We start from the raw sequence: 13058 nt of genomic DNA on the forward strand, positions 1-13058 counted from the left end.
GATGGTGCAGCACGGAAGACTCTGCATGCACTGCGAAACGTCTTGGTAAACGCTGAGTGACAAGTCGTCGCTGTTCAGGAACGGACCACCGTCATCCCGCTGCCAGGCGCTCGACGAACCAGATCATCCCCATCACGAACACCCCGGCGGTCACGACTCCGGTGACCCAGAGCGAGACCCGGTGGGCCTTCCGACGCAGGAGGGACAGCGGCGGGAAGACGATGACGATGATCGCGAGCTGCACCGCCTCGATCCCGACGTTGAAGATGAGGAGCGACACGAGCAGCTGCCACGAGAACGCCTCGTGGATGCCCAGCGCCCCGGCGAACCCGAGCCCGTGGATGAGCCCGAACGCGAACACGACGGCCAGGCGTGTCCAGCCCGCCCGGTCGAGCGAGAAGTGCCCGTGTTCACCGACCACGAGTTCGTCGGCGCGCGACCGGCGCCGCCAGAGCCGCCACAGGTACCAACCGGCCACGGCGGCGATGGACAGGGCGATGAGCGGCTCGACGACGATCGCGGGCGGGCTGACCACCCCGAGCGCGGCGAGGATGAACGTGATCGAGTGCGCGATGGTGAACGCCGACGCGGTGTAGACCACCTCGCGCAGGCGCCGTGACCCGGCGATGAGCGCGACGAGGAACAGGATGTGGTCGATCCCGGTCAGCAGGTGCTCGGCACCGAGGCGGAAGAACTCCCAGAAGCGCTGCCCGGCCGACTGCTCGGTCGAGAACGACGGCTGCGAGGCGTCGAGCGTCGCCGACCCCTGCTTCGCGTCGACGTCGTAGGTGACGATCGTCTTGGTGTCGCGCACGAAGGTCTCACTGTCCGGGAACAGTGTCGACGTCACGACGTGTCCGGTCTGCGTCTCCGACTGCGGCGGGCAGGTGAAGTCCGCCGTCACGTGGGCGTACGGCACCTCGTCCTGCAGGTCGACCGTGACGCTGTCGCCGAGCACGCCCGTGCAGGCCTGCCCACCCGCGCCGGTCACCGAGAACCGGTCGAACACGTACTTCCCGAGCGCGTCGGTGTGCGCCTCGGCCGCCGACACCATGCCGGGGAAGTCGCCGTCGTCCCAGGCCGCCTGCCCCTGCGTGTGGAACGCGTCGTCGTGCTCGCTCGTGGCGACCGACACGAGCATCAGGTCGTACTCGAGCCCGAGCTCCGCGTGCACGACGGTCGGTTCCGTCGACGTCACCTTCGCGTAGACGACCGAGCTGAAGCCGTGCGCCGATGCCGGCGACGCCCCGGCCAGCACGCCGACGACGACCATCCCGACCAGCAGGAGCGCGGCGACGACCCGTGCGATCAGCGCGGACGGGCGGGACGGACGGGCAGGGCGGGCGCGCAGCAGCGCGACGGGGGTTCCGGAAGGCACGCGCAGACGATCCGGCCCTCGGACGACCGGCAGGTGAACAGGTGGTGACCAGCAGTGGGACAGGTGCCGGACAGCCGCCGGAGCCGGCCCGGTGCGGCACACCGACGTGTTTCGATGATGCAGTGACTCGCCTCGCTGCCCGGACGACCGTCCTGCTGACCACCGTCGCCCTCGTCAGCACCGGCGTCGCCCTGCTGGCCGGGTGCTCGGCGACACCCGGCGGGACCGACGCAGGATCCGGAACCGACGCCGGCACCGGCACGTCGGCGACGGCGCACGCCACGGCCGGTGCCCTCGGCGCGGGCTTCTCCGACCCGACGCAGCCGCCGGCACCCGAGGCCACCATCCACCCGGAGCCGGGTTCGTGGTCCGGGGTCCACGCCCCCGACGACTACGACGTCGTGCTGCTGTCGGACGCCGGTGACGCCGACGACGCCCCGACCCGGACCCTGCTCGACGCCGTCGCGTCGTGGGCGGCGGACGAGGACGTCACCGTCACGAGGGTGTCGGCGACGGACGCCGACGACCGGATCGCGGCGGTCACCCGGGCGATCGACGAGCGGTCCGACCTGGTGATCAGCGTCGGCAACCACATGGTCGATCCGCTCGCCGCGGTGTCGCCGACGGCGCTGCACCAGCAGTTCCTGGTCGTGGGTGCCGAGATCGCCGAGCCGACCTCGAACGTGACGGCCGCGGACTGGACCGGCGGCGGCTTCCGCGGCGAGGGGCTCGGACCGTCGAGCCACTACGACCCGTCCACCTTCACCGAGGAGCGCGCCGACCGCGCACTGCGTGCGGGTCTGGCGGCCGTGCTGCACGACCTGCGCGGCATCGTCGTCTGGGTGCGCTGACCGGAGCCGGCCGCGGGTCCGTCGCTACGCCGGCTCGGCCTCGAGCACGAGCGCGCGCACCTGCGACGCGGCACCGAGCGCCACGGCGTCCGACCCGAGGGTCGACTGCGCCAGCCGGATCGTCGCGCCGCTCACCGGGGGCTCGGCCGCGATCGCCGCGGTGATGGCCGGTTCGAGCAGGTCCCACGACCGCGCGATGCCGCCGCCGATCACGATCGTCGTGACGTCGAGGATCCCCGCGGTGAGCAGGGCGGCGCGCGCCAGGCCCCACCCCGCGGCCTGGAAGACGGCAGCGGCGTCCGTGTCACCGGCGCGTGCTGCGACCGCGACGTCGCGCGCCGACAGCCGCCGGCCGGATCGCTCGGCGTACCGGTCGGCGATGCCACGCGCGCCCGCGATCGTCTCGAGGTGTCCGATCTGTCCGCAGGTGCACAGCGCGTCACCGAAGCCCGGCACGTGGCCGATCTCACCGGCGGCGCCGCGCGGCCCCGCGAACAGCCGTCCGCCGAGCACGAACGCACCGCCGACCCCGGTGCCGAGGGTCATCCCGAGCACGTCGGACTCCCCCGCGACGGCACCCGTGGCGATCTCGCCGAGCAGGAACGCGTTCACGTCGTTGTCGAGCGTCGCCGGCACGCCGAGGGCGTCGTTGACCGCGCGGGTCACGCCGTAACCGGCCCAGCCGGTGAACGAGTTGCCCGTCACCAGGACGGTGCCCGTGGCCGCGTCGACCACGCCGGCCGCGCCCACCCCGACACCCGTCAAGGAGGCCCGGTGCCGGACGAGCAGGCCCGTCACCGCCCCGACGGCGGCCGTCACGATCGCCGCCCCACCCGCGTGGGCGGGCGTCGGCAGGTCGACGCGGTCGATGACCTCGAGGTCGGGGGTCGTCAGGACGACCTTGGTGTTCGTGCCGCCGACGTCGACGCCGGCGATCACCCGGGTCACGCGGTCACCGCCGCGAGCGAGGCGAGACGCTCCGTCCGGCGCTGCCGTTGCAGGACGGGGTCCGGCACGGGTACGGCGGCGAGCAGGCGCCTGGTGTAGTCGGTGGTGGGGTGGAGCAGGGTCGTGCCGGTGGTGCCCTGCTCCTCGACGACGCCCTGGCGCATCACCACGACGCGTTCGGCGAAGTGTTGCACGACGGCCAGGTCGTGCGAGACGAACAGGCACGCGAACCCCAGGTCGTCCTGCAGTTCACCGAGGACCTCGAGCACGGTCTCCTGCACGCTGACGTCGAGCGCCGAGGTCGGTTCGTCGGCGACGAGCAACCGCGGCTCGAGCACCAGGGCGCGGGCGAGCGAGACCCGCTGGCGCTGGCCACCCGAGAGCTCGCGGGGTGCACGCGAGGCGAGCGACCGCGGCAACCGGACGGCGTCGAGCACCTCGTCGATCCGCCGACGACGGTCCGCCGACGACATCCCACGGCGGTGCACGGCGAGCGGTTCGGCGATGCACTCCGCGACGGACATCCGGGCGTCGAGCGAGGCCACCGGGTCCTGCAGCACGACGCCGATGCCGGCGCGGAGTGCACGGCGGTCACGACCTCGGGCGCTGCGCAGGTCCTGCCCGAACAGCGACACCGTGCCGGACGTCGGCGTGATGAGCCCGAGCGCCACCCGGGCCGCGGTGGACTTGCCGGAGCCGGACTCGCCGACCAGGCCGACCGTCTCGCCCGCGTGCACGGCGATGTCGATCCCCTGCAACGCGTGGACGGCGCGCGCCCCGCGCCCGAACGTCACCGTGACGTCCCGCAGGTCGACCACCGGGGCCACACCGGGCCTCCCGGCCGCCGCGTCAGCGGACCCCGCGTCGACCGGGGCGGCAGGACGGTCGCCCGCCACGTCGAGCCGCGGCACCGCGGCGAGCAGCCGCTTCGTGTACTCGTGCTCCGGACGGAGCAGGACGTCCTCGACGCTGCCGGTCTCGACGATCTCGCCCTGCAGCATGACCGCGACGCGGTCTGCGAAGTCCGCGACGACGCCCATGTTGTGCGTCACGAGCAGCACGCCCGTGCCGGTGTCGACGGCGAGCTTGCGGAGCAGTTCGAGGATCTCGGCCTGCACGGTCACGTCGAGGGCGGTCGTCGGCTCGTCCGCGATGAGCAGCTTCGGCGAGTTCGCGATCGCCATCGCGATCACCACGCGCTGGCGTTGCCCACCCGACAGCTGGAACGGGAACGACCGCGTGCGCGACTCGGGGTCGGGGATGCCGACGCGGCGGAGCAGGTCGACGGCCTCGGCCGCGGCCTGCGCGGCGGTGACCGTTCGGTGGTTCCGGATCACCTCGGCGATCTGCGCGCCGACCCGGGTGAGCGGGTCGAGGGCCGTCGCCGGCTCCTGGAAGACCATCGACACCGTCGAGCCCCGCAGGGCACGGAGCGACGGTTCGGGAGCACCGACGACCTCGTGACCGGCGACGAGCGCGCTGCCCGTCGCCGTCGCGTTGCCGGAGAGCAGCCCCATCGCGGCGAGCGCCACCGTGGACTTGCCGGAGCCGGACTCGCCGACCAGGGCGAGCGTCTCGCCGGGCGCGACCGTCAGGGACACGCCCCGCACGGCTGACACGGTGCCGGACTCGGTGCTGAACGAGACGCCGAGGTCGGTCGTCCGCAGGATCGGTTCGGTGGTCATCAGCGGCCCCTCACGTCGAAGGCGTCCCGGAGTCCGTCGCCCACGGCGTTGAACGCGCAGACGATCAGGATCACGGCCAGACCCGGGGGCACGATGAGCCACCAGCGTCCGGAGTACGCGGCGGTGAGTCCCGCCGAGAGCATGCCGCCCCAGTCCGTCGCGGGCGGCTGCACGCCGAGCCCGAGGTACGAGACGTAGGCGACGAGCAGGATCGCGTCGGCGACCTGGAAGGTCGCGGCGACGACGATGGTGGACACCGAGTTCGGCAGCAGGTGCTTGCCGATGGCGCGGGCGTGCGAGCCGCCGATCGCGCGCAGGGTGAGCACGTAGTCGCGGTTCTTCAGCGTCAGGGTCTCCGCGCGGATCAGGCGGGACGGCACCAGCCACGACACCAGCCCGAGGATCAGGATGAGCCCGGCGACACCGGGGGTCGTGATGGCCGAGATGACGAGCAGGATGAACAGCGCCGGGATCGCGATGCCCGCGTCGACGACGCGCATCATCAGCGCGTCGACCCAGCCGCCGACGTAGCCGGCGACCGAACCCCACAGGGTGCCGACGACCGTGGCCAGGACCCCGGCGGCGATGCCGACCATGAGCGAGACCTTGCCGCCGTACATCAGCCGGCCGAGCACGTCGTGGCCGACGGCATCGGTGCCGAGCCAGTGCGCCGCGCTCGGACCCTGGTTCGCCTGCTCGAGCAGGGTGTGGGTCTGGTCGGTCGGGTACAGGAACGGCCCGACGAAGCAGAACAGGACGATGACGACGATCACGGCCAGGCCGATCACGGCGAGCGTGTTGCCGCGGAACCGGCGGGCGGCGAGCCGGAACCCGGTGGCCGCGACGGTGACGGGAGCGCCCGGTGCTTCGGGTGCCAGTTGTACGGCGCTCATGCGCGGCTCGCCTTCACGTCATGGGTGGACGCAGTGTCGATGATTGACGCGGCGGTCATGCGCGGCTCGCCTTCACTCGCGGGTCGATGAGGGACTGCGCGACGTCGGCGAGCAAGGTGCCGATGACGGTCGCGATGGAGATGACGAGGACGCAGCCGAGCAGCGTCGGGTAGTCCGACGACTGCGCCGCGTTCCAGAACAGGAGCCCCATGCCGGGGTAGTTGAACAGCTGCTCCGTGACCAGGGCGCCGCCGAACAGCACGGGCAGGTAGTAGCCGAGCATCGCGACGACGGGCGTCAGCGAGTTCCGGAACACGTGCCGGCGCAGGATCGTCATCGTCGAGGCACCACCGGCGCGGGCGGTGCGGACGTAGTCCTCCTGCAGGTTCTCGAGGGTCGAGGCCCGCATGTACCGGCTGAACACGGCGATCATCGCGAGCGCTCCGGTGACGACGGGCAGGACGAGCCCGGCGGGGTCCTGGAACACCTCGGCGAGCGTGGTGCCGCTCGGCGCCTGCGACGGCAGCCACGGCAGCTGCTGGCTGAACACGATGATCAGGATGAGGCCGAGGAAGAAGGCCGGCGTCGAGTAGAAGACGAAGGCCAGCGCGGTGGCGGCGTAGTCGACCGCGCCGTTGCGGCGGGCGGCCTGGAGCATGCCGACCGGGATCGCGACGACGAGGCCGAGGACGGCGGAGATGCCGGTGAGGACGAGGGTCTTCGGCAGGCGTTCGGCGATGAGCTGCGACACCGGTTCGTTGAGCGTGTACGAGGTGCCGAGGTCACCGGTGAGCAGGCGGCCGAGGAACCGCAGGTACTGCACCGGCAGCGCCTGGTCGAGTCCCTGCGCCTGGTTGAACGCGGTGATCTGCGCGGGCGTCGCGGAGACGCCGAGGACACCGCGGGCGGGTCCGCCGGGCAGCGCGTGCAGCAGGCAGAACACCACGATCGTGACGATGAGGATCACCGCGAGCGCCTGCAGGACGCGCCTGGTGAGGTAGAGAGCTGTGGTCATGCGGCTTCCGTCGTCTGGGTTGTTGCGTCGGAGCGGACGGGAGGCGCGGTGTGCGTCGGGCGCACACCGCGCCTTCCGTCCGTGGTCACGGTCCTACTTGTTCCACTTCCACTGGGCCGGGTGGAAGTTGGCGAGCGAGTCCTGGTCGAACCCGGACAGGCCCTTCTTGACGACCGAGATCTGGTAGTCGGGGCTCGGCAGCCAGATCACCGGCAGGTCCTTCGCGACCGCGGCGCTGTAGTCCTGCACGGCGGTGGCGTCGGTCGAGGTGGTGGTCGCATCGATGAGGTCGTCGACCTGCTTGTTCGAGTAGCTGCCGAAGTTCGCCGAACCACCGGTCGAGAAGAGCGACTCACCGGTCGGGTAGGCCGGGAAGTACCAGCTGCCCGCGGTGCCGAAGAACGACAGGTCCCAGTCGCAGCTGGCCTCGTCGCTCGTGCAGGTCGGGGTCTGCGAGAGCACGCTCGACACCGGCGCGGTCTTGATGGTGAAGCCGATGCCGGTCTTCGCGAGCGAGGACTGGATCGCGCTCATCATGTTGTCGGTCACGGTCGAGCCGGACTGCGACAGGACACCCATGGTGAACTTCGTGCCGTTCTTCACGCCCTCACCGCACTGGCTGTCGGACGTGCCGGGGTCGGTGCAGACCATCGTGCCGCCCTGCTCCTCCCAGCCGTGGCTGGTCAGCAGGTCCTTGGCCTTCGACGTGCTGAACGGGTACGGGTTGTCCTTCTGCACGTCGGAGACGTAGTCGGACTCCTGCGCCTGCGGGATCGGGCCGTAGGTCGAGGTGGCGGTGCCGTTGAAGACGACCTTCGACAGGGACTTCTGGTCGATCGACATCTGCACGGCCTGGCGGGCGTACAGCTGCTTGAAGACCGCGCCCATGTCCGGGTTGTTGAAGTTGTACGGCATGTAGGTGATGGCCCAGCCGGTCCACGGCTCGACCTCGTAGCCCTTCGCCGTGAACGAGGACTCCTGGTCCATGTCCGTGGCGTTGATGTAGCCGTAGTCGACCTCGCCGGAGCGGACCGCGTTCACCTCGGCGTCGGCCGTCGTGAACGGCAGCAGGTTGACCGTCGCGATCGAGGGCTTCTCGCCACCGTCGTACTTCGTGTTCGCGGTGAGGGTGACCTTGCCGGCGGTGGTGAACGCCTTCACGCCGTACGGACCGGAGATGGTCTTCCACAGGTTGTCGGTGGCGTAGTCGGAGATCTTGCCGGCCGCGGTGTTCAGGTACTTCCAGACCTGCTTCGCGCCGGCGGTGGTCTCGTCGGCGTCGGTGACCTTGGCGCTCGCGCTCGTCTTGTCCCAGGCGTGCTGCGGCAGCGGGATGATGTGGCTCAGCTGGTTGGCGAGCATCCAGTCGGAGTTGTACGCCTTGTCGAACGTGATCGTGAAGTGGGTGTCGTCGACGGTCTTGAACGAGGTCCAGTTGTCCGGCGCCTTGCCCTTCGAGTACGAGCCCCACTGGTCCTTGTTCGCCTTGATCAGGTTGAACCAGAACTCGACGTCGCGGCTGGTGATCGCCTCGCCGTCGGACCAGTGCCGGTCACCGAGGGTGATCTCGACGCTCTTGCCGTCGTCGGCGAACTCCGCGTCCGTGGCGACGGACCCGTCCTTGTTCCACGCGATCTTGCCGGTGGAGCCGTCGTACGCGACGAGCGGCTCGTACAGCGACTGCGCGATGGAGCCGTTGTTCGTGTTGAGGTGCGCGGCGGTGCCGATCGGCAGGATCCAGTTGGGCGTGAAGTTCGCGGGGAGGGCGTAGTTGATCTCGTCCGGGTTCGCGTTCGAGGTGGCGGAACCGCCCCCGGAACATCCGGCGAGCAGGGCGCTCACGGCGATCGCTGCTCCGGTGAGGAGCGCCCAGCGGCGGGGCTTGGTCATGTGTGTCTCCTGGTGCGTGGGAGTTCTGGGGAGGTGGAGCACGCGTGCCGAGCGGCACGGACACAGTCAATGGCCAAAGCCGTTGGAAAAACAAACATCTTCGTGTAAAAACTGCGTTTCTGCCGTTTGGACGAAAGGGTGAACGGGCCGTTCCGCCGGTTAGGCTCCGGGTGTTCGGTCGGTTCGGCCGTCGTTTCCCCCGGATTGGAGAAAGTCGTGACGGACCTCTCTGCTCGCGTCCTCGAACTCGTCGCGTCGGGTCAGGCCGCGAGTCGCACCGAGATCGCCACACTGCTCGGCGCCGCTCCGTCGACGGTGTCGCACGTGGTCACCCAGCTGCTGTCGCACGGGCTGCTCGCGGAAGAGGGCACCGACGTCTCGACCGGCGGCCGTCCTCGCAAGGTGCTCCGCATCGGCGGCGTCGACGAGTACGCGGTCGCCGCCGACGTCGGCGGCGGGCACGCGCGGGTCGGGATCGTGCTGCCGGGAGGCGCGCTCGAGTCGGTCGCGAACGTCCCGTTCGCGCTCTCCGACGGTCCGACCGCCGGCCTGCAGCGACTGGCCGGCCTGCTCGAGCGGCTCGCCGACGACCGTGGCCGTGCCGGTCTGCGCGGAGTCGGGCTCAGCCTGCCCGGACCCGTCGACGTCGAGGCCGGTGTCGTCGACCTGCCGAGCCGGATGCCGGGCTGGAACGGGTTCCCGGTGGCCGCCTGGCTGTCCGACCGCTTCGGCCTGCCGGCGATCGTCGACAACGACGCGAACTGCATGGCCGCCGGCGAGCAGAGCGTGCAGCCTCCAGGACGCCGGCAGACCATCACGATCAAGGCCGGATCGGCGATCGGCGCGGGCATCGTCATCGACGGCCGCCTGTACCGCGGGTCCACGGGCTCGGCCGGGGACATCACCCACGTGCGGATCGACGCCGCCGGCGACACCCCGTGCTCGTGCGGGAACACCGGGTGCCTCGAGACCGTCGCGTCCGGAGCTGCCCTGGTGCGGATCCTGTCGGGCGCCGGGGTCGACGTCTCCTCGACCGCCGACGTCGTCCGACTCGCCTCGGACGCCCATCCCGAGGCCACCCGTGCCGTGCGCCTGGCCGGTCGGTACCTCGGCGAGGTGCTCGCGGCCAACGTGAACTTCTTCAACCCGGACGCCGTCTACCTGGGCGGCATCCTCTCCACCCTCGACCCGTTCATCGCGGCCGTGCGCAGTCAGCTCTACGAGAGCTGCCACCCGCTCATGACGCAGCACCTGGCCATCGAGCCGGTGTCGCTCGGTGCCGATGCCGGGCTCGTCGGTGCCGGCCAGTTCGCGCTGCAGCGGGGCCTCGCCGCGTCGCTCGAGGAGCTGTCCACCCCCATCCCGCAGTCCACCACCAGGAACAGGAGCGTCCGTGTCTGAGACCGTGTCCGCCACCCCCGCCGTCCCCGCCGGTGCCCGTCGTCCGGTCGTCGCCATCGCCGGGCTGGCCATCGAGACGTCGACCTTCACCCCCACCCGCACCCACGCACCGGCGTTCCACCCGGACCGTGGCGACGAGGTCGTGGCGCGGTACCCGTTCCTGTCCGCGATGTCGGACGCGGCGGACTTCCGCGGGGCGCTCATCGGGCACGCGCTGCCCGGCGGCATCGTGGACCGGGCGTCGTACGAGGAGCTCGCGGCCGAGATCGTCACGCGACTGCGCGCGATCGTCGACGCCGAGCACGTGGACGGCCTCTGGTACGACATCCACGGCGCGATGGTCGTCGAGGGCCTCGACGACGCCGAGGCGGACCTGCTCGGCCGGATCCGTGCGGTGATCGGCCCGGACGTCATCGTGTCGGCGTCGATGGACCTGCACGGCAACGTCACGGGCGAGCTCGCCCACCAGGTCGACCTCGTCACCTGCTACCGGATGGCCCCGCACGAGGACGCCATGGAGACCAAGGAACGTGCCGTCCGGAACCTGGTCGACGTGCTCACCACGCGTCCTGCCGGAGCGCAGCGCCCCGTGAAGGCCTGGATCCCGATCCCCGTTCTGCTGCCCGGCGAGCAGACCTCGACCCGCCTCGAACCCGCCGCCTCGCTGTACGCGCAGGTGCCGCTCGTCGAGCAGACCGACGGCGTGCTCGACGCCGCGATCTGGGTCGGCTACGCCTGGGCGGACCAGCCCCGCGACCAGGCCGTCACCGTCGTCACCGGGTGGGACGAGGCCGCCGTGGCCGCCGGTGCCGAGCGACTCGCCCGTGCCTTTTGGGACGTCCGCGAGGACTTCGTCTTCGTCGCCCCCACCGGCACGTTCGACGAGTGCCTCGCCGCCGCGCTCGCACCCGGCGCCGCACACCCCTACTTCGTGTCCGACTCCGGCGACAACCCCACCGCGGGCGGCTCCGGCGACATGACCTGGGGTCTGACGCAGGTGCTCGCGAACCCGGCCTTCGCGAGCGCCGACGGCCCCACCCTGATCTACGCGAGCGTCCCCGGCGCCGCCGCCGTGGCGACCGCGGTCGAGGCCGGTGTGGGTGCGACCGTCACGGTGACCGCCGGTGCGTCGGTCGATGCCGTGCACGCCGGACCGATCACCATGACCGGGCGGGTCCACGCGATCAAGCACGGCGACCGCGACGCCGAGACCGAGGTCGTGCTGCAGGTCGGCAGCGTCTTCGCGATCCTGACGAAGCTGCGCAAGCCGTACCACCACGAGCACGACTTCACCGACCTCGACCTGGCACCGCGGCAGGCCGACGTCGTCGTGGTGAAGATCGGGTACCTCGAGCCGGAGCTGTTCGACATGGCCGCCGACTGGATGCTCGCGCTCACCCCGGGTGGTGTCGACCAGGACCTGCTCCGCCTCGGGCACCACAGGATCGAGCGGCCGATGTTCCCCTACGATCGAGTGTTCCCCGAGGCCCCGGACCTGACCGCCAGGATCATCCCGGCCTCGGACCAGCCACTCGGAGCCTCTGCATGACCCCTTCGCCCGTTGCACTCGAGATCGCGGTCACCTCGCCGCAGGGTGCGGTCGTCGCACGGGACGGCGGGGCCGACCGGGTCGAGCTCTGCGTCGGGCTCGAGCTCGGCGGGCTGACCCCGTCCCAGGCCCTGGTCGAGACGACCCACGAGACCGGGATCCCGGCGCACGCGCTGGTCCGGTGCCGCCCCGGCGGGTTCGTGCACACCCCCGACGAGGTCGAGCTCATGGTGCGCGAGGTCCGGACGGTCCTGCGCTCCGGTGCCGCCGGTGTCGTCGTCGGTGCGCTGCGCCCGGACCGGACCCTCGACGAGGACGCCCTGCGCCGCTTCGTCGACGCCGCCCGCTCGGTCAGCACGACCGCCGAGATCACCCTGCACCGGGCGATCGACCACGCGGTGGACCCCGTCGCCGCAGCAGCCACGCTCGCCGCCCTCGGGTTCACCCGCGTGCTGACCTCCGGCGGCGCTCCCACCGCCGGAGCCGGCGCTGCCACGATCGCCCGGATGGTCGACGCCGCCGGGCCCGTGCAGGTCATGGCCGGAGCCGGTGTCACCCCGGCCGACATCCCGGCGCTCGTCGCGACCGGTGCCGCCGCCGTGCATCTGTCGGCCAAGCGTGCCGCGCCGGACAGCGCCCACGCCGGGGTCCCGATGGGCGGCGCCGACGACGGTTCGGCGCACTTCGTCACCGATGCCGAGGTCGTGACGGCCGCCCGACGCGCCCTCGACGCCTGACACCGAGCCCGCGTCAGCCGCGACGCCCGTCGAACCCTCCCGACCTCAGAACAACTCGGCCAGATCTTCTGAGTTGTGCCGCTACCTCAGAAGATCTGACTGCTGGGTTCTGAGATTGACCGACCACACGGTAGGCACGGAGCCACCTCGCGCCGTGCCTCCGGTCCGACTACGACAGGTCGCGGGAGGACGTCGGCATCCTGAGGATCGGCCGATCGGCCTGCTCGATCGCGACGGCGATCGTGTAAGCCCGCTGCGCCGTCACCTCACCGAACGCGACGAGTTCCTCAAGGACAGCACGCGTGTCTCGAGTGACGATGCCCATGCGCCCGGCCACTCTGAGCGACCCGCCGTCCTCACTCATCCAGACGCTTCCCGCGAACTCCGCGCGGGTCCGGAGCAGGTGGAGCGTCTGACTCTCACCGAGGTGTTCGAGGGGCTTCTCGTCGCCACCGCCGAAGCGAGCCGTGCGCACCGCTTCGATCTGCAGCTGATCGACTACATCGCGGAACTCGATCGCCGGACCGAACCAGTCGTGGAGGTCCAGCCGGGCGAGGTTCGGAACATGGGCTGTGGAACGCTCGATCTCGAACGCAACGGCTTCCACAACCCTCCCTGCACCGTGGAGGCTGGCACGCAAGAGGTCGAGTTCGTCGACGGCAGCGAAGTTGCAGATCAGCGAGTTGTCCGGAAACCAGTGGAGCGCCACGA

General features: G+C 71.0%; 11 protein-coding genes. 4 read left to right on the forward strand and 7 right to left on the reverse strand.

Annotation, left to right across the window (positions count from 1 at the left end; translation table 11 throughout):
• Window positions 1-91: 91 nt before the first annotated feature.
• Window positions 92-1378: a HupE/UreJ family protein gene (locus EDF31_RS01035; protein WP_131844868.1), complete on the reverse strand. Its 1287-nt coding sequence runs from the start codon at window positions 1376-1378 to the stop codon at window positions 92-94.
• Between the two features lie 122 nt (window positions 1379-1500).
• Here EDF31_RS01035 and EDF31_RS01040 point away from each other — a divergent pair, with 122 nt between their 5' ends.
• Entirely contained in the window at window positions 1501-2229 is a 729-nt protein-coding gene (locus EDF31_RS01040; RefSeq protein ID WP_131844869.1) for a hypothetical protein, read from the forward strand.
• A 24-nt stretch (window positions 2230-2253) separates the two neighbouring features.
• Here EDF31_RS01040 and EDF31_RS01045 read toward each other — a convergent pair whose 3' ends face one another.
• From EDF31_RS01045 to EDF31_RS01065, 5 genes are all read right to left on the reverse strand, one after another.
• Window positions 2254-3177 (reverse strand): ROK family protein, encoded by a 924-nt coding sequence (locus tag EDF31_RS01045; RefSeq protein ID WP_207895507.1) that lies wholly within the window; start codon window positions 3175-3177, stop codon window positions 2254-2256.
• Window positions 3174-4862 carry an ABC transporter ATP-binding protein gene (locus EDF31_RS01050; protein ID WP_131844870.1) on the reverse strand — a complete coding sequence of 563 codons (1689 nt, stop codon included), beginning with the start codon at window positions 4860-4862 and terminating at the stop codon, window positions 3174-3176. The genes EDF31_RS01045 and EDF31_RS01050 overlap by 4 nt, the downstream gene beginning before the upstream one ends.
• On the reverse strand, window positions 4862-5755 hold the full coding sequence (locus EDF31_RS01055) for an ABC transporter permease (RefSeq protein ID WP_111085912.1): 894 nt from the start codon (window positions 5753-5755) through the stop codon (window positions 4862-4864). The genes EDF31_RS01050 and EDF31_RS01055 overlap by 1 nt, the downstream gene beginning before the upstream one ends.
• Window positions 5756-5810: 55 nt before the next feature.
• Window positions 5811-6770 carry an ABC transporter permease gene (locus EDF31_RS01060; protein WP_131844871.1) on the reverse strand — a complete coding sequence of 320 codons (960 nt, stop codon included), beginning with the start codon at window positions 6768-6770 and terminating at the stop codon, window positions 5811-5813.
• 93 nt (window positions 6771-6863) lie between these two features.
• Entirely contained in the window at window positions 6864-8660 is a 1797-nt protein-coding gene (locus EDF31_RS01065; RefSeq protein WP_131844872.1) for a peptide ABC transporter substrate-binding protein, read from the reverse strand.
• A 216-nt stretch (window positions 8661-8876) separates the two neighbouring features.
• On the opposite strand from EDF31_RS01065, the gene EDF31_RS01070 reads away from it, so the two are divergent.
• Genes EDF31_RS01070 through EDF31_RS01080 form a run of 3 tightly spaced genes read left to right on the forward strand, consistent with a single transcriptional unit; the run spans window position 8877 to window position 12347 of the window.
• Entirely contained in the window at window positions 8877-10061 is a 1185-nt protein-coding gene (locus EDF31_RS01070) for an ROK family protein (RefSeq protein ID WP_111085915.1), read from the forward strand.
• Window positions 10054-11610: a M81 family metallopeptidase gene (locus EDF31_RS01075; protein WP_243649792.1), complete on the forward strand. Its 1557-nt coding sequence runs from the start codon at window positions 10054-10056 to the stop codon at window positions 11608-11610. The genes EDF31_RS01070 and EDF31_RS01075 overlap by 8 nt, the downstream gene beginning before the upstream one ends.
• Window positions 11607-12347: a copper homeostasis protein CutC gene (locus EDF31_RS01080; RefSeq protein ID WP_131844874.1), complete on the forward strand. Its 741-nt coding sequence runs from the start codon at window positions 11607-11609 to the stop codon at window positions 12345-12347. The genes EDF31_RS01075 and EDF31_RS01080 overlap by 4 nt, the downstream gene beginning before the upstream one ends.
• A gap of 169 nt (window positions 12348-12516) precedes the next feature.
• Here the strand turns inward: EDF31_RS01080 and EDF31_RS01085 are convergent, their stop codons facing one another.
• On the reverse strand, window positions 12517-13056 hold the full coding sequence (locus EDF31_RS01085) for a hypothetical protein (protein ID WP_123937252.1): 540 nt from the start codon (window positions 13054-13056) through the stop codon (window positions 12517-12519).
• Window positions 13057-13058: the final 2 nt, after the last annotated feature.

It is taken from the genome of Curtobacterium sp. PhB142, from assembly GCF_004341255.1.
Lineage (GTDB): Bacteria > Actinomycetota > Actinomycetes > Actinomycetales > Microbacteriaceae > Curtobacterium.